The following is a 23,856-nucleotide window of genomic DNA, read 5'->3' on the forward strand; positions in this document are numbered from 1 at the left end:
GCCGGCCTCGACGCGTACGCCGATGGCTCAGAAGGGCGTCGCGGCGGCCTCGGGCGGCGCGCCGCGCGCCCGGCGGGCGTCCGCGACCGCGACGCCGCCCAGCACGATCGTCCCGGCGACCGTGGCGACCAGGCCCGGTAGGAACAGCAGCGGTACGGCCGCCGCCGCGAGCACTCCGATGGCGATCCACCGCGACGGCGAGACCCGGCCGAAGACCTCGTACTCGAAGCGGGCCCGGCCGGCCAGGAACAGCGCGGGCCCGCCGAGCACCATGACCACCCACGGCGCCGGGGCGTGACCGAGCGGATGCTCGATGACCAACTCGTAGCCGACCGCCGTCGCGGCCAGACCGATCACCATGATCAGGTGGGTGTCGGCCGCCGAGCGCCCGATGTTGGCCGGGTGGCGGGCCATCTTCACCGCCTCGGCCAGGATCTGCCCGGCGCGTTGCACGTAGATCCGCCACAGCATGATCGACGTGGCCACCGCGAACGCGAACGCCCACATGTGTCCGGAGCCGTACGGGCCCTTGCTGTACGCGAAACCGGCCACCAGGATCGTCTCGCCGAGCGCCACGAGGAAGAACTGCTGGTACCGCTCCGCCAGGTGCTCCCCGGCGATCTCCCACTTGGAGACCGTGGAACGGCCCAGACCCGGCACCGGCCAGCCGAACCGTGCGGCCAGATACTCGACGAGCAGCGCCACGGCCCACAGCACCACCTGCTCGTTGGTGGGCAGCAGCGCCCCGCCGATCCACAGCACCCCCGTGACGGCGAACACCACCGCCATCCGCACCTTGAGCCGGCGGTACGGATGCGGCCCCAGCGCGATCGACAGGATCACCGGCCGAGTCACCTGCGCGATCACGTACGCCGTGGCGAACATGAGCGACGTCTCGCTGAACGCCCGGGGGATCGCCACCCCCATCACCATGCTGCTCACGAGCGCGGTCAACACGACGATCTGTAGCGGCGCACGGTACGGGTCGTAGCGACTGGTCGTCCACGCGGTGCCCTGCCAGACCGACCAGAGCGCCAGCAGCAACAGCAGCGTCTTGCCGCTGCCGGTGATCGCCGCAGCGGCGTGGTCGCGGGCCGGCTCCCTGCTCAGATCCTCGAACGCCCGGGCGGAGATGCGGGTGAGCGCGAAGACGTACACCAGGTCGAAGAAGAGTTCCAGGAACGTCGCCCGACCGGGCGCGGCCGCCGCCGGGACCGGCTCCAGGTGTCCTGCCGCCCTGGAACCCATGGTCAGCGGCCTGCGCCGGTGCTCCGGTCCACCTCGCAGTGGTAACACCTCCGCCGACGGCCGCGCGGCCAACCGGCGATTACACCCACTAAGGGGATCTTGCTCATGGGTACCGTCAACGGGCACGATCGATCAGTGACGAATCGATGGGGCATGACGGTGCCGATGGGTGGAGTCCCACTGGCCGACCACCAGGCGATCTACGCGACGCTCGCTGGCGCAGGGTTCACCGACGTGTGGTCGTCCGAGGTCGCCGGGACCGACGCGTTCACCCCGCTGGCCCTCGCCGCGGCGTGGCAGCCGCAGCTACGGCTGGGCACCGCGATCACTCCGGTCTTCACCCGCGGCCCGGGTCTGCTCGCGATGAGCGCGGCAGCGCTGGCCGAGGCGGCCCCGGGCCGGTTCGCGCTCGGCATCGGCGCGTCCTCGCCGGTGCTCGTGCGGGACTGGAACGCTCTGCGGTTCGACGAGCCGTTCCGGCGTACCCGCGACGTGCTGCGTTTCCTGCGGGCCGCGCTGCGCGGCGAGACGGTGGACGAGGTCTACGACACCTTCACGGTGCGTCGGTTCACCCTCGAACGCCCACCGACTGTTCCGCCGCCGATCCTGCTCGCCGCGCTGCGCCCCGGGATGATCCGACTGGCCGGCGCCGAGGCCGACGGCGTCATCCTCAACTGGCTCAGCGCCGACGACGTGCCGCAGACCCTCGCCGAGCTGGGTGAGCGACGCCCCGGCTTCGAGGTCGCCGCACGGATCTTCGTCTGCCCCACCGAGGACGCCGCGTACGCCCGTACGCTCGGCCGCCGGCTGATCACCAGCTACCTGACCGTCCCGGCGTACGCCGAGTTCCATCGCTGGCTCGGCCGGGGCGAGGCGCTCGCCCCGATGTGGGAGGCGTGGGCGGCCGGCGACCGGCGCGGCGCGGGCGCGGCGGTGCCGGACGAGGTGGTCGACGCGCTGGTGCTGCACGGCTCACCCGAGCGGTGCCGTGCCCAGGTGCGCCGCTACGCCGAGGCGGGCGTGGACGTGCCGATCCTCGCGCTGCTGCCCACCCCGGAGGTGACCGCCGGCGGCGTGGCCGCGCTGACGACTCTCATCGCCCAGTTGGGCACCGAGCCGGTGGGAGTGTCCGCGTGAATCTGACCGACCGGATCGTGGTGGTCACCGGGGGCGCCGGTGGTATCGGGGCGGCCCTGTCGCGCCGCTTCTCCGCCGAGGGCGCGGCCGCCGTGGTCGTCGCCGACCTGGACGCCGACGCCGCGCACGCCGTGGCCGAGGGCATCGGCCCGGTGGCGCACGCCGCCGCGCTCGACGTCACCGACGAGGCCCAGGTCCGGTCGCTCGTCGACGACACCGAACGCCGCTTCGGCCGTATCGACCTGTTCTGCGCCAACGCCGGGGTCACCACCGGCGGGGGAGTGGAGGTCGACGACGCGGCCTGGGACCGGGCGTGGCGGGTCAACGTGCTCGCCCACGTCTACTCGGCCCGTGCGGTGCTGCCCGGCATGCTCGTCCGCGGCGGCGGCCACCTGCTGCACACCTGCTCCGCGGCTGGGGTGCTGACCGCGGTGGGCGACGCCGCGTACACCGCCACCAAGCACGCCTCGGTGGGTTTCGCCGAGTGGCTGGCCGTCACCTACCGGGACCGGGGCATCCGGATCAGCGCCCTCTGCCCGCAGGGGGTGGACACCCCGATGCTCGCCGACGGTATCGCCGAGGGGCACCTGGGCGCTCGGGTGATCACCGCGTCCGGTGCCGTGCTCACCCCGGACCAGGTGGCCGACGCGACCATCGCCGGGCTGGCCGAGGAGCGGTTCCTGATCCTGCCGCACCCCGAGGTCGCCGACTACGCCCGCCGCCGCGCCGAGGACCCGGACGGCTGGCAGGCTGGCATGCGCAAACTGGTCCGCCGCCTGACGAGCTGAGCGAGCACCGACGATGTCGTCCTAGACAGTCGATCGGCCGCGACGGCGAAGGCCGGGGGCGATCCCCCTGCTGCGGGAGCGCGTTCCCTTGGGTCGGGGAGGAGAAGCAGGCACGGCCGCGCAGACCATGAATCCGTGACAGGTTCTGGTCGTGTTACCTCGTCCGCCGCGAGTCGGTGGGCCGTCGCCTGCGTCGTCTTCGTCCTCACCGAGGCGGCGTTGCGGCTGTCCTGGATCGCGGGCGGCCGGTGGGCGTACACCGCCTGCGACCGCACCCAACTCGTCGATCCGTCCGGCGGATGCGGCGCGGACCAGGTGCGGACACTGCCGTTCTGGGCGGGTTGGGGAGCCGTCGCCGCCGGAGTCGTGCTCGCGGTGATCGTGCTGGCCGCGATCCGGGCCCCTGGCCGCGCCGCGTCCACCGTCACCTGGGTCGCGGCGGCGCTGCTCGCCATCCTCGCGTTTGCGTTGCATCTGCTCTTCGAGGTGCCTCGCCGGCCTGCTCGTCCTCGGGCTGGCACAGCGGCGGGGCCAGCAGTTCCCGCGCTGGGTGCCGGGGCTGCGTGGCCGAGCGGTTCCCCGGCTGCTCGCGGTGGTCCCGGCCGGGATCGCGGCGCTCACGCTCGTCACGTACGGCGTGCTGAGCGTCGCCGTGTTCCTCGGCCAACTTCGCAGCGGTGAGGTGCGGTGGCCGGACGTACGCGAGGGGTGGGCCACGACCGCCACCCTGCTGGTGTTCCTCGGCTGGGGGGTGGCGCTGGCCGTCACCACCATCGGCTACGCGCTCGCCACCCGGCCGGGCACGGAGAAGACCCCACCGCCGGCGCCGCAGGGGCCCGGGCCGTTCACGATCGGAGCACGCCCATGAACCGCACCTCGCCCGCCGACCCGCCACGGTGGGCGGTCTGGGCCGCCTACGCCGTACCCCTCTGTGTCCTGCCGTCCGCGGTCTGGCGGCTGACCCTGCTGGTCACCGAAGACGCGGCCACCGGGTGGTACATGATCCTCCTGTCCGTCCTCTCGATGGGGCTGGCGCTGTCGACGCTCGGCCTGGTGCACGACTGGGGACGACGGCTGCCGCACTGGGTGCCGCGACTCGGAGGCCGCCCGATCCCCGCGCGCCCGGTCGTGCTCGTCGCGCTGATCGGCGGTTCGGCGCTCGTCGCCATCTGCGTGTACCTCCTGCTCAACAGCAGATTCCACGTCGTGCAGCGCGGCTGGGTGGGGATCGGCCGCGACGAACCGGCCCATCCCACGCCAACCTGGGAGGTGCTGCGGTACTACGCGCCGATGGCCGCCTGGGGCCCGCTCGTCATCGCCGTGGCCGTCGACCACGCCCGCCGCGTCGCCGCCCTCCGGCGGCGCTCCGGGTGACGCGGAGCCGCACCACCGCCGGCGCCACCCCCGCGAGGGGGATGGACGAACGCCTGCTCACCTCTGCGAACGGCGGGCGCGACGCAGGGGAGCGGGGTGCACGGACCAGAGCAGGCGATGCCACCAGGGGCGGGCCGACCGCAACGTCGTCACGTAGACGGTGGCCACCTCGGCGGCACGGGCCGCCTGGTCGTCCGTCGCGGTGCCGGGGGCGAAACCCACCTGGTTGAGCAGCGTCGCCAGCTCGTCGACAGCGGGATCGGTCGCCGCCTCCGTGTCGGGCCGCGAACCGTCCGTGCGCCGGTTCCGGGCGTCCACGAGGGCCTGTCGGGCCCGCCCGGCCACCTCGGTCGCCGCCAGGTCGTCGCCGGCCGGGCGGCCTGCCAACCGCAACGCGTCGGTCACCTCCCGCCAGGCGCCCGCTATGCGCTGGCCGGGGTCACCCCGCACCAGCCGGTCGCGGGTCAGCGAGCGGCGCATCGCCAGCAGGGTGAGCAGCAGCGCCCCCACGACCAGCAGCAGAGACCCGCTGCCGCCCGCCACCAGCACCGGCGTGGACACGCCACCGGGCGCGGGCGGCCCGTCGGGAGCGGCCACCGGCTCCGGCGACGCGGTCGGCTCCAGGGTGGGCGCCGGCACCTCCGACGGCGGTGGGTCGTCAGGTGTCGGGCGGAAGTCCTCCTCCACCGGCCGTGGCTCGTTCTCCGGGCGGGGCAACGGCTCGAACGCCACCCAACCCAGCCCGTCGAACAGCACCTCCGGCCAGGCGTACGCGTCACCGGCTCGCACCGGCCCCTGACCACCGGACTCAAAGCCGACCACCACCCGCGTCGGCAGCCCGGAGAGTCGGCCGAGCACCGCGAACGCCGCCGCGAACTGCTCCGACGTACCCCGCTGCCCGCCACCGTTGCGCGGGCCGAAGAGGAAGAAAGCCAGATTCGGGTACGCGTGCCCGCTCGGCGCGTCGGCCACCACCCGGTAGTGCTCGGACAGGAACTGCTCGATCGCCGCCGCCCGCGCGTACGGGGCGCCGTTCTCCTCGGCGAGCTGGGTCGCCAGCCGGCGCATCGGGTCCGGCACCCCGTCGGCGACCCGCAGCACCCGGGCCACCTCCTCGCCGGCGGGCACGTTCGCGGTGGCCAGCAGGTTGTTGGAGGGGCGCTCACGGACCGACGTCACCTCGTACCGCAGCCCCGGCGTCAGCCCCTCCGGCCGGATCAGCGTCCCCGTCGCCGGGTCGTACGCCACCCGCGCGCCGCTGACCTCACGGGGCGTCGCCACGGCCGGCAGCAGCCGCCCGGTCAGCTCCGCCACGGTGATCTGCTGCCGGACGGTGTCCACCGTGCTGTCCCGGGCCGGCTCGCTGGCCGGCAGGATCCGCCCCGCGTTGCGGTACGTCGCGCCGACCCGCCAGGTGATCCCGTCGTAGTCACTGAGCACCGCCAGCCGGATCCGCGGACCGTGGGCCGCGTCCGTGCCCTCGGCCGGTGGGGCGGCGCCCTCCGTGTCCACGTCGAGGAGCTTCTGCTCCGGGTGCAGCGTCCACCCGGAGATCCGGATCAACGGGTTCTCGTCGAGAGTCTGCACCTGCGGCGGCTCCACGTACCGGCGCGGGTCGACCGGCCGTCCGTCGACCTGGTCGGCGACCACCGGACCGAGCAGCGCGACCAGACCGATCACCAGGGCGACGCCGAGCGCCGCCGACACCGCCAGCCGGAGGTGCACCGCCGCGCGTACCCCGGGGGCCAGGCCGGCCGCCGGATCGCCGCCGGTCGGTGACCCGCCGGTCGAAGCGGCCAGCCCGACCGCCGCTACCGCGACGAACGCCACCGTCGCCCCGATCGCCGGTTCGGCGTTCGGGCCGACCACGTAGAGGGCCGCCGCGTACAGCCCCGCCGCCGGCAGGTAGCCGAGCAGCACCCGGCCGGTGCGCAACGCGACCTCCGCCCCGGCCAGACCGGCAAGCCAGGCCGCCACCACCGGCACCAGCACCGTGTCCGGCGTGGGCTCCACCGGGATCATCGCGGTGAGCAGGCGGGGAATGCCGTTGCGCGCCGCGTCCGCGCTCACCTCCAGCAGGCTGCCCGGCAGGTCGGCGCGGGCGGCGGCCAGGCGCAGAGACCACAGTGCCCAACCGGCCAGCGCCGCCATCGACACCGGCGCCACCAGCCACGACGGCAGCCGTCGGGCAGCCACGCTGACCAGCACCGAGCCCACCGCCGCGCCGATCACCAGCCGGGTCAGCAGGTCGCCCGCGTACACCCGGCCGAGCACCACCCCGGCGAGCGCGGTGAGCACGACGAGCGTCAGCGGCACGACGGCCGCCCGCAACGCGCGTACCACCCGCCCGGCGGCGCTCGGGCCGCCCGCCGCCGGCGGTCGCGGGGCCGCCGTCTCCTGCTGCGGCGCGAGGCCCGTCACCACCGGCGTACCCCGTCCCACTCGGCGGCGAACTGCGCGCCGTCCGCCGCGTCGACCACCACCAGGCCCGCCGTGCCCGCCGGAGTCGGGTCGGTCGCGCCGAACACCCCGACCACCACCGACGGGTACGCGCCACGCAGCGCGCCCACGTGCCCCAACCCGTCCCGCCCACCGGGGCCGGTCAGGAAGATCAACGTGTCGCCGAGCCGGTCCTGGCGCAGCCGGGTGGTGACCCCGCGCAACGCGTCGTCCTCGTCGGACAACTCGGCGGCGGCGAGCCGGTCCAGCGGCCCGAGGGCGGGGCCGTCCCGGCCGTCCCCGTGCTCCGGGCCGACCAGCAGCAGCACCACCGGCAGATCCGCGCGGAGCGCTGCCGTCACGACCGACGCCGCCGCCTCGCACGCCGACTCGAACGACTCCGACACCCCGCCGGAGCGGTGCGGATGCGCGGCGGCGCGATTGTCGAGAAGGACGATCAGGCGGGGCAGGCTCGTGTCCACGTTCTCGCGCACCATCAGCTCACCGACGCGGGCGCTCGTGCGCCAGTGCACCCGCCGCAGATCGTCGCCGACCACGTACTCCCGCAGCGAGTCGAACGTGATCGACCCGTGCGGCACACCGTCCACCCGGCCGTCGAGGCTGCGCCCCGCGCCCGTCGGCACCGCCGACAGCGGGTGGATCCGGGGGTGCACCCAGACCGGGGCCGTCTCCCCGTACGGGCGGGCGAGCGCCACCAGGCCCAGCGGGTCGCGCCGGGTCACCCGCAGCGGACCGACCGCCACCACCCCACGGCGATCGGTCGGCACGTCGTAGCGGACCTCGGTGTCTCGACCCGGACGCAGGCGCAGCAGTGGCACCGGCACCGCGCGGCTCCCGCACCGGTCCTCGGCCAGCAGGTTCGCCGAACGCAGCCGGCCGGCGTTGCGGACCGTCAACGTCATGCTCGCCGGCTCCCCGCGCGCCACCCGGTCCGGATCGGCCCGTCGGGCGACCACCAGCCGGGGCCGCCAGGCCGCCGTCAGCGCCGCGTAGCCGACGGCCGCGCCGGCCGCCGCGCCCAGCAACGTCAACTCTGGGTACGCGAAGTGGAAACCCGCCCCCAGCAACACGGCGGCGGCGACGAGCAGCCCGACCCCGCGGGCGGTGATCCCCATGGCGTTGCCGCCGGTCAGCCCTGCACCGGGGCGGGCTGCCCGGACGGCAGCGGCACCGGCACCGAGGCGACGGCCTGGCGCAGCACCTCCGCGGCGGTCACCCCGCGCACCTGCGCGTCCGGGGTCAACAGCAGCCGGTGCGCGAACACCGGTTCGACGAGCGCCTTCAGGTCCTCCGGCATGATCCAGCCCCGCCCGTCGATCAGCGCGTACGCACACGCCGCCCGCGTCAACGCGATCACACCCCGAGGGCTGACCCCGACGCGTACCTGCGGATGGGTACGGGTCGCGGCGGCCAGCCGGACCGCGTACGCGTAGAGCGGCTCGGCGATGTGCACCCGCCGCGCCATCCGGACCATCTCCCCGACGGTTGCCGTGTCGGTGATCGGGGCGAGCGCCTCGGGGGAGCGGACCGTCGCCCCGCGCAGCACCTCCACCTCGACCGCCTCGTCCGGGTAGCCGACGGACAGCTTCACCAGGAAACGGTCGAGCTGCGCCTCGGGCAGCCGGTAGGTGCCGTCCATCTCCACCGGGTTCTGCGTCGCGACCACGAGGAACGGCGCCGGCACCGGATGCCGGACCCCGTCCACGGTGACGGTGTGCTCCTCCATCACCTCCAGCAGCGCCGACTGGGTCTTCGGCGACGCCCGGTTGATCTCGTCGGCGATCACGATGTTGGCGAACACCGGGCCCGGATGGAACTCGAACTCCCTGCTCGCCTGGTTGAAGATCGTCACGCCGGACACGTCCGAGGGCAGCAGGTCGGGCGTGAACTGGATACGTCGCCACTGACCCTTGACGGTCGCGGCGATGGCCCGCGCCAGGGTCGTCTTACCGACCCCCGGCACGTCCTCCAGCAGCACGTGCCCCTGGGCGAACAGCGCCGTCAGCGCCAGCCGCACCACCTGCGGCTTGCCGAGCACCACCGCGTTGACGTTCTCGGCCAACCGGGCGGCCAGGGCGGCGAAGCCCTGCACCTCCGGCTGGGTGAGCGGCTCGTGGGTGTTCACGGTCGGCGGTGCTCCTCGGCTGGTGGTTCAGCAGGTGGGCAGGACGTTGATGTTGTCGCCGCCCTCCAGGTTGAGCCAGGCCCACGGGATGTAGTTCTTCCCGCTGTACTCGACCTGCACCCACCAGGTGCTGCGCTTCTGGTCGTTGTAGATCCAGGAGTCGACGTCCTCACCGGACTTCTTGCAGTACGCCTTCAGACGAGTGCCGGGCTTCGCCCAGCCCTCCTGTTTGTCGTTGTCCTGCCGGGTCACCGAGAAGATCTCGTTGCCGTTGCGGCCGTCGACCTCCTTGTTGCAGTACGTCCGCTGGTCACCGTCCGGACCGTTGTTGCACGTCGCGATCCCGTACAGCGGCTCGGTGCTGTCCGCCCGCTGCGCGGTGCCCTTGCCGGCGGCGTTGGTCGCCGTCACCGTGAACGTGTACGCCGTCCCCGGCGTCAGACCCGACATCGTGATGCTGGAACACGCCCCGGCCTTCGCCGGCTCACCCGACGTGCTCAGCGAGCAGGTGGCCCTGCCGCCGCCCGCGTCCACGGTGAACGTGACGGTCGCCGACGTGGCCGTCGCCGACGAACCGGTGACCGTGACCCGGGGCGCCGCGACCGTACGGGCCGTGGCGGTGGCCTCCGGACCCGGTCCGGCCTCGTTGACCGCCTTCACCTTCACCGTGACGTTCTGGCCGTTGCCCAGCCCGGTGACGGTGGTGCGCGTCTCGGTGACCTCGCTGGTCCGGCCACCGACGTCCACCTGGTACTTCGTCACCGGCCGGCCGTTCGCCTCCGCCGGCGACCACTGCACCGTGACCGCGCCCGGCTGGTCGGCGACCGTGCCGGCCTGCAGGTCGAGCGGCCGACCCGGCGCCGCGAACGGCACCACCGTGTTGCTGACCGGCGACGCCGCCGAGCCAGCGCCCTTGTCGTTGACCGCCACGACGGTGAACGCGTACTGGGTGCCGAACTCCAACTCACCGGCCGGCACCACCAGCTCGGTCTTCGTCGACTCGCCGGCCGGCGCGTTCGTCCCCGCCGACGTGGCCGTCACCGCGTACTTGACGATCTTGTTGCCCTGCGCGTTCGCGGCCGGCCACTTCACCACCACCGTGCCGTCCGGCCGCTCCTGCGCCGTGATGCTGGCCGGCGGATCGGGCACCGCGGCGGTCGGGGTGACCGGGTTGCTGCTGCGCGGCGGCCCGTCCCCCTTGGCGTTCACGGCGTGCACCGCGAAACGGTACGTCTCGCCGTTGGTCAGCCCCTTGACCTCCACCGAACGCTGGTTGGCGCCCACCTCCAGGCGCTGGCCGGCACCCTCTACGACGTACTTGATGATCTCCGCGCCGTTCGCGGCGGCGGGCCGCCAACTCACCCGGGCCTGGGCGTTGCCGGCGGCTGCCGTGACGCTGCGCGGCGCGCTCGGCTTGCTCACCCGGGGCTTCTTCGGCGGGGGCGGCGGCGGGGGCGCCGGCGGCGGGTCGCCGCCCAACACGTCGTTGGCGTACTTGTCGACCTCGCGGACCTGGTGCTTGTCGTCCACCACCCGGGCCGTCGCCGAGTCGGGCGAGTTGATGAAGAGGTGGTTCTCGCGGACCTCCATCTCCAACGGGCCGTTCGCCTTGCCCTTGATGGTGTCGACCAACTGGCCGCCCGCGTCGAAGGAGTAGATGGTGCCGGTGGTCTCGTCGGCACAGTAGAACCGGTCGGCCCATGCCACCGCCGGGCTCAGCCGGTCGCCGTCGCCCGGCACCGTGAACGCCTGCTCTTCACCGACGTCACCCACCACCAGCACGCGCCGCTCGGCGGGCACCGTCACCGGCACCCGCGGTCCGGAGGTGCGGGCCGGCAACGCCGCCGGGCCGGGCAGCGTCAACGGCGTCGGACGTACCTCGCCGCGCTGCACCCGCAGAAGCCGGCCTGCCGTCCGGTCCAGGATCGCCACGCCGTCGTCCAGGGTGGAGACCCCCAGATCGTGGCTGGGGTCGGCGACGTCGTACGTCTCGACCCGCTCCGGGCTGATCCCAGCGCCGGCGGGCGCGGCCGAGGCCGGCACGGACGGCAGCTTCGCGGCGGTGACCGCCGAGACCGTGCCCTCGCTGGGCACCGCGATCCAGAGCCGGCCCTCACCGTCGAACGCGCCGCCGGTGATGCCCGGCGGATAGCGCACCGGCTCACCCACCGGGCTCAACGACCGGGGGTCGAGCTGCCGCACGATGCCCTGCACCGCGTCGACGACGAACGCCGCGTCCTCGTGCAGGGCCACGCTCACACCCAGACCGGGCGTGGTCGGCGTGGTCGCCGTGAGCTGCAGCGTCGCCAGATCCAGTGAACTGATCTGCCCGGTCTGCAGGTCCCGCAGGATCAGCAGCCGATCGGTCTGGGCGACCTGCATCGGGTGCCGACGGGCACCCGGAATCTCGGTGCGGGTGTCCACCCGGGCCGTCACCCCGTTGACCCGGGCCAGCTCGCTGCGCACCCCGCTCCACAGCCAGGAACTCGCGTCGTAGTTGGCCACCGCGTTGTCCGCCGCGCCCAACCCCAGGACGGTCAGCCCCATGGCGGCCAGCAGCGCGGTGACCGTGCCGACCGTCACCAGCCCGCCGCGCAGTCGGGACCGGGAACGGGGGGCGTCGGTCCGCTCGGCGTCGTCGATGCTGGCCACAGCCGGCTGCCTTCCCTGAGTCGTGGCAGGTGGCGTACGCCTCGCGGCGACCCCTCCCCTGAGCCGGGTGCCATCATATGGCCCGGCCGGGAACGGGGGAACCCGCACCGTCACCCCTGTGGATACCGAGCGTGCGCGGTGGACGCCCAGCTCAGCTCCACAATCGTCAATCCGACGTCGGCCAGCGCGAAAGCGTGGACCGTTCGCGTCGTCCGCGCGACAGTGCTCCCGTGACGGTCAGCTCGGCGGCGTGGACCGCTCGCGGTCCGTGCAGACCTGACCCGAGGTGGCGAAGCTGTCGGTGGAGTAGACGGCCAGCACCGTGAAGCAGTAGTCCACCCGGGAGCTGAGCCCGTTGACCGTGTGGCTGGTCCGCCCCGGCTCCACGGTGGCCATCACACCGAGCGCCGAGCCGGCCCGCCCACCCGCGACCATGAACGGCACCGCGCCGCCGGACGGGTCCGTCCAGCTCAGCGTGATCGTCACGACGTCGTCGCGGAGCTTCAGGTCACCGGGAGGGGGACCGGTCGCCGCCGGCGCCGCCGTCACGGGCGTACCGGACGGCGGAGGCGGCGTGTCGTCGCGGCTCAACACCACCGCACCCAGCCCGGCGACCGCGACCAGGGCAACCCCCGCGGCCACCGCCGCGCCGATCACCGTCGCCCGGTTGCGGCCCGTCGAGCCACCTCCGTCGGTGTACGCCTCCGGCGCGTAGTACTGGCCCGGGTACACCTCGTGGCTCGGCGGGGCATGCTGCCCCGGGTACTGCTGAGCGGGCGGATACACGGGCGCGACCAGCGGTCGGTACGGCGCGACCGGCCCCGGCATCAGGTCGTCCACCGGGGTCGACGCAGGGTTGCCCGGTCCACCCGCGACCGTCGCCGGGTTGCCGTATCCACTCCCGACCGGTGGTGGACCGTCGTGCCCGCCTGAAACCGGGGTGGTGGACGTCGTAGCGGCCGGGCCGAGGCCCGGTCCCCAGGTGGTGCCGGCTGCCGCCATAACCGGCTCGCCGGGGTCAGCTCTTCCGGGCCGGGGGGTTTCCGGGCCGACGGCCGGGAACACCTCCGTCGACGCGGAGGCGAACCCCGGCGGCTCGCTGTGCACGGTCGATCGCGCGGCAGTGCTCTCGCTGCCCGGCACGGGCGTCTCGGACACGCTCGCCGGCCCGCTCAGGGTCGCCTGCCCGTCCACGATGGCCCCCGGACCCGCCGCGGTCTCGGCGACCGGTGTGGTCCGTGTGTCCGTCGGCTCCACGGCGGCACCGCCGGACGTTGGCATCGGTTGTGGCGGCGCGCTGCTGCTCCAGGGCGGGGCGGTCAGTCCCCACGGCGGTGCGCTGACCGGAGGGGCCGAGACCGGCTGACCGTGGCTCGGCGGTGCAGAGACGGGGTACGGGTAGCCGGGTGGCCCGGAGACGGGGTGACTCTGACCGGGTGGCGCCGAAACGGGCAGGCCGGGTGGTCCGGAGACGGGGAACGCCTGGGCTGGTGGTCCGGAGACGGGGTGCGGCGGGCCGGACACGGGGATCGCCTGGGCCGGTGGGCCGGAGACGGGGTGCGGCGGGCCGGACACGGGGATCGCCTGGGCCGGCGGGCCGGACACGGGGTTGGCGGCAGGTCGGGATACCGGGAACGCCTGAGCTGGTGGTCCCGACACCGGGTTGGCGGGAGGCCCGGATACCGGGTGGGATCGGGCGGGTGGTCCGGAGACGGGGTGGTCGTAGCCGGGTGGAGCGGACACCGGGCGTCTCGGCTGCACGGCTGGCCCGGAGGGTGGCGCCGAAGGCAGCGGCGGTCCGGAGATCGGCTGCGGCGGCGCCCCGGGCGTCGGGCCGAGCACGGGGTGCGTGGGACTGGCCGCCGGACCGGACGCCGTCGGGGTCGGTCCCTCCACCGGGACGGCTGCGCCGCTCGCTCCGGCCGCTGCGATCCGAGCCGCCTCCTCGGCCAGAAGGGGCTCGATCTGTCGTACCTGAATCGTGGGGTTGTCCCACCGCGGCGCCGGCGTCGGGCTGGTGGGCGGCGCGGCGGGGGTCGGCGCGGTGAGCCGATGCGCGTCGGCGGGTGGTGCGCCTACGGATGGCGCGGTAGGCCGGTGCACGGTGGTGTGCGGTGCGGAGCTGGTGTGCGCCGTGGCGGTCGGCGGTGTCTGCGGCGGGTTGGCGGCCGGTCGCATCGGCTCGTGGTCCGTGCGCTGACGCGGCGGCGCGGGGGGAGGCTGTTGCCGGACGTGCGGCGTGGGCTGGACGGCGGCCCGGGGTGCTGGCACGGCCGCCGGCCGGGGCGATGGCGCCGGCTGCTCGACTCGCTGGCGCGGCGGCATCGGCGGTGTGGCAGGCATCGGCGGTGTGGCAGGCATCGGCGGTGTGGCAGGCACCGGAGGGACGGCGGCCGCGGGCGGCGTCGGACCGGTCGGGGCCGGGGGAGGCTGCGGCGCCCAGGGTGACGCGGGGGTCGGCTGGCCGCCGGCGGCCGGTCGCATCGCGGCCAGGGTCGCCAGGGACAGCGTCGGGCCGGACAGCGCCGACCGGGCCCCGGAGTCGATCGGCGAGGCGTCGGAGGTGGGGGTCGACGGCCCAACGGGCGACCGCTGCGGAGCGGGGCTGGCCTCGCCGAGGTACGCACGGGCGGCGCGTACGGCGGGGTGATGCTCGCCGAGCACGGCGGGCCCGGCGCTGGCGACCCGGGTGTAGTTGCGGCGGGCCTCGTGCCTGTTACCCAGTTCCTCGGCGACCTCCGCCAGTTCGAAGGCGAGCGCGAGCATCGTCGGCTCGGAATGGTCCCAGCGCCGCTCGCCCGCCGCGAAGGCCTCCTCGAGCACCCGGCGGGCGGCGAGCGGGTCGTCCGCCTCGCGGTGCAGGCGGGCCAGCAGGTGCGCGGTGTGCAACGTCTCGGGGTGGTCCTCGCCGTACGGCGGACGGGCGGACCCGACAGCATCCGCGAGCAACTGCCGGGCGGCGTCGTGGTCACCCGCCGCGCGCAGCGCAAGGGCCCGTTGCTGTACGGGAGCCAGAGGAGAGGGTTGGGACACAGGGCAATGCTGCCGTCACGGGGCCGCCGACGCTACCCGGGCCTGCCCTCAAGCTGGCCGTGGTGACCCTGGGTGGTGGCGTGAGCAGCGGCGGGAGGGTGATGTGCATGATCCACGAGCGCCGTGTACAGTAACTCCCCGTGCGGCCCGCTGGGCCGGCCTTCGGATGCAAGATCATCTGGGTCGGCGAGGTAGGCTGGACGAGCAAGTCCGGGTGGCGGAATGGCAGACGCGCTAGCTTGAGGTGCTAGTGCCCGTATAGGGCGTGGGGGTTCAAGTCCCCCCTCGGACACCACTTCTCGTGGATATCCACGCGAGATCAACTCCCCTCGCGTGGGGACGAGAACCCATACGTTGCATGCGTGCACCCAGTCGCCGGGAGTGGCTTCTCCCTGCGCTGACACCGCCGCGTCCGCCCTGGCGGGGGCCTAGGTGAGTCCCGGCCGCCCGCGTCCCCGCCAGCCCGACGAGCAGCTCGTCGAGGCCCTCGTGCCAACCCCGCTGCCCGTCGCGGTACCGGAGCCGGCACCGCTGCCGACATTGCCCACGTCCGCCGCCCCCAGTGGCGATGGCCGCCTGCTGTTCGACGTGGCGCGCCCCGACGCCGCCGGCCGCGTCACTGCTCGTGCGCTTCTGCGGGCATTGGGCTGGACACCGGGCCTCACCCTGCACGTCGACGTCGTGACCGGCGTAATCCTGATCACCCCGGCCGCCGAAGGCGCGCACGCCGTGGGGACCCGCGAGGAACTGCCCCTACCGGCCGCCGCCCGACACCTGTGCGGCATCGCTCCCGGCGAACCCGTGCTTCTGGCTGCCCTGCCCCGCCAGAACCGCATTGTCGCGCACCCCTCAAACACCATCGCGGCGGTCCTGGCCGACCTGCACGCCCGCATCCTCGGAGAGCCCTCATGACCACGGATCCCGATCGTGTCGCCACCGCCCGGGCGCTGCTCAAGCACCTGGGCGTTACTGCCGCCGACCTCACCGACAGTAACCGGCCCGCCGTGCCGACAGTCGCCGAGTACCTTCCTGCTGTTGTCGCGGCGGCGAGCCCGGCCACCCGACGCACCTACGGCAGCTCTTGGCGACGAATGGCCGCCGCCTACGGCGATCGGCGCATCGACGCAGTGCGGGCCAGCGACATCGAAGCCCTCATGCGACAGGCCGCCGCCAGCGCCCGCCCTCGCCGAAACTCGCGCCATGGTCGACACGCCGGCGAGCACCTCATCGCCGCAGCCCGCGCCTTCTACAACCGCGCCATCGCCGACGGATACCTGACCATCGTGGACAGCCCCGCCCACAAAGTCCCCAAACCCCGCCGACTGCCCAACACCCGCCGTGCCCTCACCCCCGACGAACTGTCCGATATCAACGCTGCGGCCCGCAGCGGCGGCAAAGACATCGTGCTCGACGCTCTACTGCTGCGCCTGCACACCGAAACGGCCTGCCGACGCGCCGGCGCCCTCGCGCTACGCCTGACCGACCTCGATACCGACCACGCTCTCATCCGGCTGCGCGAGAAGGGCGGCACGCAACGCTGGCAGCCCATCACACCGATGCTCGCCAGCCGACTGAACGACCATGCCCTAGCCCGCGGCGCCGTCCTCCCGACCGATGCGCTGCTGCGCTACCGCAACGGCCAACCCGCCACCTATCGGCGCTACGACCTGCTGTGGAAACGCATCGGCCGGCAGTTGCCGTGGGTCGCCGTCCAAGGCATCTCCATACATTGGCTGCGCCACACCACCCTCACCTGGGTCGAACGCCACTGCGGCTACGGTGTGGCCCGCGCCTACGCCGGACATACCGACCGCCAGGGACCCGCCACCACCACCTACATCAAGGCTGACCTCCAAGCCGTCGCTACCGCCCTGGCAGCTCTTACCGGTCAGCCACACCCACTGGCCGTCGAACAGCGAGGGTGCCCGCGGCCGTCGGTGCAGCCTGTCGAGCCGCCAATCCAGTGGACGTGATCAGTTGGAGCGTTACCGTTCCCGCGTCACGCACGAGGCCGCTGGACTCGATGACCCGCGCGTCACGCCAACCTCCCGTTGGTGCCACGCGCCAGGGCGAACGCGTAGTTAAGCACCCTGGCGTGCTGGGCATGTGGGCCCGGAACCGGCGTTAAGGGCGCCGAGCAGTGGGCCGAAGACATTATCGCGATGAGCGCGGCGCGGTCCTTGCCTGTCGTCGCCGTTTAGCAAGGTGACGACGAGTGCGCACGACGTCGGGATGCCTGGGGCCGACCACGCGTAGCTGGTCGGCGAGTAGGGCTTCCGTTTCGGCGACTGCGCCAGCCCAGTCTCCTGCCCTTCCCCTACATTCGGCGAGAGCGCGGCGGGTAGCAAAGGTGTCGCGGTGGTAGGGACCCAATATCTGCACCCGGGCAATAAGGAGTTCCTCCAACGCCTCAGGCGCTCCCTCGATATCCCCCGCCATGCCGCGTCGATTGGCAAGGAAGGCGCGGGCGGCCAAGGTGCCGCGATGGTCGGGTCCCAACACACGCAGCTGGATAATAAAGAGGTCCTCCAGCGCAGCGACCGCGCCCGCCCAGTCACCCGCCTCTGCTCGCCAAGCAGCGATGCTGCGGTGGGTGAGCAGGATTTCGGGGTGGTTGGGGTCCAACGCACGTTGCTGATCAGCGAGCAGCTCTTGCAAAGCCATGACCGCGCCAACCGCATCGCCTGCGCTGGCCCGCCATTCCGCGATGCGGTGTCGGGTGGCGAGAGTGTCGGAATGATCGGGGCCTGACGGCCGCAGGCGGTCAGCGAGCAAATCCGTAGCCTCGTACGAGCTCCGACTGCTCGTTCAGCCATCGGGCCAGGGGATCCTCTTCATATCCACCTTTGTCACCTAACACGTCGACCTTCACAGCGAGAATTTTTGTGGTGGAGGCGCGCAGGCGGCCCCTTCCCACCGAACGGCGGCCGGCCTAGCCTCCGGCCGGTTGCTTTGCAGCGCCATCGATCGGTCGGTCGGAGCCGTCCGGAGTGAGCCCGCGCCAGACAACCTTGCCAGACGATAGCGAGGGACCCCGACATTTCCGCCGCACGCGGCGCCAACCGGAGCCGCAGTTACTCCAGCACATCGAAGTGGACGAGGTACGCCTGCAACTGCTCCTTTTTGGCGTACCGGTGCAGCTCGTCGAGCGTAGGTGTGGTCACCTCAAGCTGTTCGGCCACCGTCCTCATTCGGTTGGCCAGGTCCGCTCTGGTGCGGACTTCGCTAAGTTGCGCCATGGCCAGAGCTCGTCGCAGAGCTGCCTGCCGTCGTAGCTCTGCGTCATCGGTCCAGATCTGCACGAAGTGTTGCTTGCGTAACTGGTACGACCCAATCCTGCTGAATGGCAATTTTGGCCTCGCACCGAAGCTGTCCGTGGCGAGGGTTGCCCGCCAGACACCGCTGGGGAGTTGCCGCAGTGTGCCCCTTCGTCTGCCGTCCGCGAGCCAATTGGTCCAGATCTCCCGCGGATCCGGCGACTGCTCGGCTGCGATCAGCGACCTGACTATCGGGACCCGTTGACACAGTGACTCCAGGAACGCGTCTTGTTCGCCGCGCACCCCGCTGTACGCCAGCAACCCGCCATCGGCGTCCTCGATGAGGTAGGCAGGCAGGTAGGCGTCCTGGTGCCCGAGCACGCGCAAATCCCGCAGTTGCTTGGGTAGATTGAAGTCGAACCGATCGGGTCGTTCCCCAAGCTGTGTGACGATCTCCGGACGGAAGGCCGAAGGCGAGAAGAGCGGGGCGAAACGCGATCCGTCGCTGACCTGTCCGATCGGCACGTCGGGGGTAGGCAACAGCCTCAGTGACCCCTGGTAATGACTGCGTGGAAGCGGGCGGGCGGTGAAGCGTTCGACGAGAATCTGCTGGCGGCTTTCCTTCGGAACGTAGCGGATGTCGGCCTGTGCCGAGCTTTCCCCAAGCGGGGTAAGCATGACCAGCCCGTCGGCATGGCGGACATGGCCGATGAGAGAGAGAAATGCCAGGCAGCGTTCCACGAGTGAGGCGGGTAGGCCGTAGAACGTGGCCAGGTCTGTCGATCGGAGCAGCCCGGCCTCCCGAATGCCCCGCACTAGGAAACGGTCGAGCACCTCGTACGCCTGCTCGTCGAATACCTGAGCCGCGGTCTCGACCTGCCAGAGCGGCCAGAGCACCGGGAAGAGCCGCGCAGGACGTATACCTGGCACGGTGACCGCGTGCTCGATGGCTCGTTGGGCGGGATAGATGATCCGGTCAGCCACTGAGCAACCTCTCGATTTCCCGGGAGGGTCGGCGGTCGCCCACCGCGTCGAGATGGTCGATCAACGATTGGACCAAAACGGCGAATTCCGGATCCTGCGCGGCACGTAAGGTAGTCGTGTCGCCTACCAGGACGAGTTGACGCCGGGGTCGGGTGATCGCCACGTTGAGACGTCGAAGTTCGCTGAGGAAGCCAATCCGGCCTGCGGGGTTGCTGCGGGTGCACCCGTAGACGATCAGGTCCCGTTCACCACCCTGGAACGAGTCGACGGTGCCCACGTTGTCGGCCACCCCGGCGTCACCCAGCTCCTTCCTGAGTAGCTGGGTGATCAGCTCCGCCTGTGCCCGATACGGAACGATGACCGCCCAGTCGGTGTACCGCGCGGCGCTCCGGCCCAACAGCTGGACGATCAATGCGGCCTCCAGCTCATTGACGTAGCCGGGCCTTCCCAGCCCATCCACCGAGCGGTCGGGCTGCTCCCTCCGTCGCGTCGCTGGTTGGTCCGACGTGTCGATCATTGCGAGTGGCGCGCTGAACATCGGGTCGGGCTGACCGCCGGGATGCTCGGTTTCCAGTAGTCCCCGGTAGAAGGTGTTCGACACGAACTGGGCCAGCTCCGCCGGCATGCGCCGCTGCACCCGCAACATGACCCGGTTGGTGTCTCTCATCCGGGGATAGAGCTGTTCGAAGGCGCTGCGCCTGAGAACGTCACCGACCAGTGTCGCAGCCTCAGGAGGCATATCGGAGGCGATGCGCTCGGCCCAGTCGCGTACCTCGTCGTCGAGGAAGGGCGGCAGTTGATTGTGGTCGCCGACCAACACCGCCCGGCGTGCCCGGACCAACGGCACCAACAGGTTCGGCGTGGAGATCTGTCCGGCCTCGTCGACGATCGCCACGTCGAATTCCAGCTCAGCCAGGATGGCGGTGGTGGCGGTGCCGATGCAGGTGGCGGCCACCACATCGGCGTACCGCACCAGTTCTCGATGCAAGTCGTGCTCGGCGTTGGCTACCTGGTCACGCCACTGCGCGAGTAGCCCGGCCCGGTTGCGGGCCAGGGCCGCGGCCGAGGTCAACTCCTCGTGCAACCGCGTCCAGCCAGCTAGGTCATCCGGCAACCCACCTGGCACTGCGACCGCTGGGCGCAGTACCTCGCGCGTTGCTTCCACCGCCTGCGTGGCCTTGCCGAGGGCCTTCTGATACATCGCAATAGCACCGTCGCGGGCATTGGTGATCGCCCTGACTTCCGGGTCGGCAGCGGCCAGCGCGTCGGCTCGGGCGCGAATCGCAGCGTACGACTCCTCGGCCAGTCGCATCGCGGTCCGGGTGTCGTCGAGCTGCGCGGAGGACGCGACGACTTGCTGTTCTCGGCGGCCGGCTAGCCATCGGAAGGAGAAGGCCAAGACTCCTGAGGCGGCTCGCCTCCGCGCCGTCTCGGCCTGCCGTTCATAGTCGCGGTGCTTCTCCGCGAGCGATGCCAGACTCGCGCGTAGCTCCTCTGCTCGCTGCTCGGCGGCGACGACCTGCGCGGCGACGGGTGCGGTGGCCCGCTCGACCGAGGCTGCCAGCTCTGCCGTGCGGGATTGAACGTCCCGGTCCGCACGCTGGGCCTCGGCGAGCCGCGCGGCCAGGTACCCGAGCCACCGCCCAGCCTGGTCGTCGGCCCCAGTGAAGGCGGCCAGGCGGGAAGTCATACCCGCTGTGGCCGCCAGTATCTCCTGCCGCAATGCTTCGACCTGCGTCTCCGCCATGAACCCACGTGCGTGAGCGGTCATAGCGTCCTCGTTGCCGACCCGGACCGCTCGGACCTCCGGCGGTAGTCGTTCGAGCACGTTGTCGACGGCGCGGTTGGTGTGGGAGGTGACCATCACCCGCTGCCCGCGTTCGGCGCAGGCGGCGGCGATCTCGGTGATGGTGCGAGTTTTCCCGGTACCGGGCGGCCCGAGCACCAGCAGCAGGTCGGGCACGGTCAGGGCAGCGCGGAAGGCGTGCAGCTGCGCCGGGTCAAGCGTCTGGCGCGGCTGAGCATCAGTGTCGGGCTGGTACGTCGCGAGACGCTGATCGACCAACTGGGTGAGTAGGTGAGGCTGGGTGGCGCGTTGTTCCCGAAGAGCCTCAACCGCGTCGAGCTGCGCGCGGTAGACCCGGTCGCTGGGCAACACCTGCAACGCACCTTGCTGGGGGATTCGGGCGTAGTCGACGCTGTTGTCGAACCTTATAGTGACCTCGCGGTCGTTGACTCGCAGCACCCGGCCGCGCAAGTCGGGTGCATCGGTGATGAAGACCAGTGCCCCTCTGCTCAGCGTGGCGTCACGGAGCAGGTGGAAGAGGTAGACGCCGCGGGCTGAGGACCGCTCCTCCCGGGTGCTGGCCAGCTTTCGGTACGGCAGTGCCGGCTCTCGGCTCTGCCGCGCGATCTCGATGTCCCGGGTCGCCTCGATGACATCGGTGAGCAGGTCGAGGTACTCGATGTGGTGCGCTGGCATCGTCGCCGCCGCCTCCGGAGGGGTGACGGCGAGACTTGCCCAGGCCCGGCAGAGCAGCGACCAGTGTGACGACGACCCCTCCGGCACGTCACGGACGTGGTGGTAGGCCCGCCAGCCCCTCGTACCGCCGAGCACCAGTGCCGCCTTGAGAAGGCGTTCCTGATCTTTGAAGCGGAGCGGTGAGACAAATCCGAGCGTGTACGCATCACCGTGGCCCGTGGGGTAGAGCCCGGCTGCCCAACGCTCGCCGTAGACGACGAGTCGGGATCGGTCCGCCTCGACCCGGGCCGGCAGCGCGTTCGCCGACGCCAACCTGCCGAACTCGTTGATCAGCACGGAGGGATCACGCAGACCGGACCGGGCGAGTTGATCGATGGCCCTGCCGGAGGGCACGACGGCGACCGGGCCGGGCAGGGTCAGGGATGCGACGGTCAGGGGGTGCCTCCCTGGGAGAGCAACCGACGTCCCTCGCGCAACGCGCCGGCGAGGGCGGGTGCCCCGACAGTACGGCGGGACGGGTCCGGGTCGAGGCAGCGCAGTAACAGGTCGTCGAGGTCGTCGGACAGCTCGGGCAGGCTGGCACGGATCGGCGGGGTCACGTGCGGTGATGGCGGATGGCCGGTCAGCGTGTGGTAGATCAGCGCCGACATCTGGTAGACGTCGACCGAACCGGCGGATCCTCTGCCCCGGTGCTGCTCCGGTGCGCGGTAGCCGGGAACGCCCTCGCTCGGCTGAGGCGTTAAAGCTGCCAGACCGCCGTCTACCAACGCCGCGCGCCGGGTACGTCCGGCGAGCACGATGCTGTCGGGGCCCAGTGCCCGGTAACTTGCCCCTTCTCGGTGCAGCACAGCCAACGCGGCGCAGACGTCGGCAGCGGCACCGAGCACGCCAGCGGCCGCGAAGCGAGCCAGCGGAGTACCTGTGGGGCCGAATGCCTGCCGCCATGTGGGCCCGGCCGGAAGCACCGTGAATAAAGTGGTGGCGGCAGTCTCCTCGGTCAGGTCGTCGAACGACGGCAGTCCGGCCGTACCGTCCAGCTTGCGCAGGAGGTGGCCCTGCGCGCGTACCTCCTCGCGGCGCCGCTGGGCCGCCGGCGTGTCCCGGACGATGTGGAGTTGGCGGATCCGGACTCGGAACAGGTCGTGCTGGACGCGGTCGGCGGTCGCCTGTCGCCAACTCCACGAGTGGTCGTTGCTGACCTGTTCGACGGCGTCGCTGTGCAACAGATAGCTGTGCGCGCCGATCGTGCGCTCGTTACCACCACACCAGGAGCTCGGGGCATGGTCCGGGGACTGCCGGGTCCCCTCGGCCCTGGTCATGACCGGCTCGGAGCGTTCCGGCTCGTCCGTGTCGCCGCTGTCCTGATAGGGGTGGTAATAGGCGCGCCGGACATACCGCGCGGAGGGCTGCATGAGCTGATTCCGCAGGGCCGTCTCGTCCCACAGGACCAGCCGTACTCCGGTGCGCCGCGCCTGCGTCAGGCCCCAGCCGTCCCACCACTGGGCCATCTGCGGGTTGAAGCTTGACGGTACGCAGAGCACCCACTCCTGAATCTGGTAACCATGCTGACGCGCGTTGCGGACCGCCGAGGCGAACGAATCCTCGATCTGTTGGCGATGCTTAAGTGTGACCCCGTGCGGGAAGTACTTCGCCTGCCAGATCGTGATCCGACCGTTGAGGTCGCCGACCAACGCATCGATGCCCCAGTCGCCACCGCTGCCGAACACGAGCCGGGCGTCACCGCGTACCGCCTCGACCAGAAGCCCGATCATCTGCTCGAAGTCCTCACGGCCGCCGGCTGCACCTGCCCGCGCCTCGTGAGCGAGAAAGTGGATCGGCGGCTCCCCCGACGCCGCCTGCATCACCGCGTCATCACGTCCCTGCCGTCGCCGGGTGTCGATATCTACGCGAGCGAGCATCCCAAACGACCGGCGACAGCGGCAAGACGAAACCCAGGCGCAGTGACATCGCGGCGACCGTGAGGGCTTTTCAGCGACGGTGACCGCAAGTATGTTTACGCCCACGGAGCGCGTCCGGTGTGGGCCTGGGGCAAGGTGGATGAGTTACGGCAAGTACAACCATCAAGGATATTTCGGCGAGAGCTTCGTGCGTGTCCTGGCAAGCGCCGCCGGCCTGATCGCCGGTCAACAGGACGTCGACCATACCGGGGTCGACTTCTCCATAGACTTTCCGGGAACGCGGGGCACGGTCCGTTTCCCTAAGAGGGCGTTTCACATTGCTGTCAGTCGGGTGTGTCGAAGGTGAGGCGTTGTTGGCGGGTGGCGGGTTCGCCTCGGGCGAGGCGGCGGAGCATGC

General features: G+C 71.9%; 16 protein-coding genes and 1 tRNA gene. 7 read left to right on the plus strand and 10 right to left on the minus strand.

All coding sequences use genetic code 11. The features are described 5' to 3' along the window. Positions 1-27: 27 nt before the first annotated feature. Positions 28-1,248, minus strand: a complete 1,221-nt coding sequence (locus ABZU91_RS28440; RefSeq protein ID WP_355246871.1) for a low temperature requirement protein A — start codon at positions 1,246-1,248, stop codon at positions 28-30. Positions 1,249-1,401: 153 nt separating this feature from the next. Here ABZU91_RS28440 and ABZU91_RS28445 point away from each other — a divergent pair, with 153 nt between their 5' ends. From ABZU91_RS28445 to ABZU91_RS28460, 4 genes are all read left to right on the plus strand, one after another. Next, positions 1,402-2,385 (plus strand): LLM class F420-dependent oxidoreductase, encoded by a 984-nt coding sequence (locus ABZU91_RS28445; RefSeq protein WP_355246917.1) that lies wholly within the window; start codon positions 1,402-1,404, stop codon positions 2,383-2,385. Then, entirely contained in the window at positions 2,382-3,173 is a 792-nt protein-coding gene (locus tag ABZU91_RS28450; RefSeq protein WP_355246875.1) for an SDR family oxidoreductase, read from the plus strand. Before ABZU91_RS28445 ends, ABZU91_RS28450 begins: the two co-directional genes overlap by 4 nt. Positions 3,174-3,636: 463 nt before the next feature. Further along, entirely contained in the window at positions 3,637-4,041 is a 405-nt protein-coding gene (locus ABZU91_RS28455; protein WP_355246878.1) for a hypothetical protein, read from the plus strand. Beyond that, the gene (locus ABZU91_RS28460) at positions 4,038-4,547 is read left to right on the plus strand and encodes a hypothetical protein (protein ID WP_355246881.1); all 510 of its coding nucleotides are present in this window, start codon (positions 4,038-4,040) and stop codon (positions 4,545-4,547) included. Before ABZU91_RS28455 ends, ABZU91_RS28460 begins: the two co-directional genes overlap by 4 nt. 57 nt (positions 4,548-4,604) lie before the next feature. Here ABZU91_RS28460 and ABZU91_RS28465 read toward each other — a convergent pair whose 3' ends face one another. The 5 genes from ABZU91_RS28465 to ABZU91_RS28485 form a co-directional block, all read right to left on the minus strand. Beyond that, positions 4,605-6,989 (minus strand): transglutaminaseTgpA domain-containing protein, encoded by a 2,385-nt coding sequence (locus tag ABZU91_RS28465; RefSeq protein ID WP_355246884.1) that lies wholly within the window; start codon positions 6,987-6,989, stop codon positions 4,605-4,607. Then, positions 6,965-8,122, minus strand: coding sequence for a DUF58 domain-containing protein (locus ABZU91_RS28470; protein WP_355246887.1), 1,158 nt, complete (start codon positions 8,120-8,122; stop codon positions 6,965-6,967). The genes ABZU91_RS28465 and ABZU91_RS28470 overlap by 25 nt, the downstream gene beginning before the upstream one ends. Before the next feature lie 14 nt (positions 8,123-8,136). Continuing rightward, positions 8,137-9,132 (minus strand): MoxR family ATPase, encoded by a 996-nt coding sequence (locus ABZU91_RS28475; protein WP_355246890.1) that lies wholly within the window; start codon positions 9,130-9,132, stop codon positions 8,137-8,139. A gap of 27 nt (positions 9,133-9,159) precedes the next feature. Next, entirely contained in the window at positions 9,160-11,784 is a 2,625-nt protein-coding gene (locus ABZU91_RS28480; protein WP_355246893.1) for a fibronectin type III domain-containing protein, read from the minus strand. 237 nt (positions 11,785-12,021) lie between these two features. After that, positions 12,022-14,817: a tetratricopeptide repeat protein gene (locus tag ABZU91_RS28485; RefSeq protein ID WP_355246896.1), complete on the minus strand. Its 2,796-nt coding sequence runs from the start codon at positions 14,815-14,817 to the stop codon at positions 12,022-12,024. Positions 14,818-15,025: 208 nt separating this feature from the next. Between ABZU91_RS28485 and ABZU91_RS28490 the strand changes: the two genes are divergently transcribed. From ABZU91_RS28490 to ABZU91_RS28500, 3 genes are all read left to right on the plus strand, one after another. Next, a tRNA-Leu gene (locus ABZU91_RS28490) sits at positions 15,026-15,112 on the plus strand. Positions 15,113-15,249: 137 nt separating this feature from the next. Then, the gene (locus ABZU91_RS28495) at positions 15,250-15,729 is read left to right on the plus strand and encodes a hypothetical protein (protein WP_355246899.1); all 480 of its coding nucleotides are present in this window, start codon (positions 15,250-15,252) and stop codon (positions 15,727-15,729) included. After that, complete coding sequence (locus ABZU91_RS28500) at positions 15,726-16,790, plus strand: site-specific integrase (protein WP_355246902.1); 1,065 nt, start codon at positions 15,726-15,728, stop codon at positions 16,788-16,790. Before ABZU91_RS28495 ends, ABZU91_RS28500 begins: the two co-directional genes overlap by 4 nt. Positions 16,791-16,971: 181 nt before the next feature. On the opposite strand, the gene ABZU91_RS28505 is transcribed toward ABZU91_RS28500, so the two are convergent. The 4 genes from ABZU91_RS28505 to ABZU91_RS28520 all read right to left on the minus strand — a co-directional run bounded on the left by ABZU91_RS28505 (position 16,972) and on the right by ABZU91_RS28520 (position 23,312). Next, positions 16,972-17,481 carry a tetratricopeptide repeat protein gene (locus ABZU91_RS28505; protein ID WP_355246920.1) on the minus strand — a complete coding sequence of 170 codons (510 nt, stop codon included), beginning with the start codon at positions 17,479-17,481 and terminating at the stop codon, positions 16,972-16,974. A gap of 410 nt (positions 17,482-17,891) precedes the next feature. Further along, positions 17,892-19,058, minus strand: coding sequence for a hypothetical protein (locus ABZU91_RS28510; protein ID WP_355246905.1), 1,167 nt, complete (start codon positions 19,056-19,058; stop codon positions 17,892-17,894). Next, the gene (locus ABZU91_RS28515) at positions 19,051-21,933 is read right to left on the minus strand and encodes an AAA domain-containing protein (RefSeq protein WP_355246908.1); all 2,883 of its coding nucleotides are present in this window, start codon (positions 21,931-21,933) and stop codon (positions 19,051-19,053) included. The genes ABZU91_RS28510 and ABZU91_RS28515 overlap by 8 nt, the downstream gene beginning before the upstream one ends. Positions 21,934-21,971: 38 nt before the next feature. After that, the gene (locus tag ABZU91_RS28520) at positions 21,972-23,312 is read right to left on the minus strand and encodes a serine/threonine-protein kinase (RefSeq protein WP_355246911.1); all 1,341 of its coding nucleotides are present in this window, start codon (positions 23,310-23,312) and stop codon (positions 21,972-21,974) included. Between the last annotated feature and the right edge of the window lie 544 nt (positions 23,313-23,856).

It is taken from the genome of Micromonospora sp. NPDC005174 (assembly GCF_040608495.1).
GTDB lineage: Bacteria > Actinomycetota > Actinomycetes > Mycobacteriales > Micromonosporaceae > Micromonospora.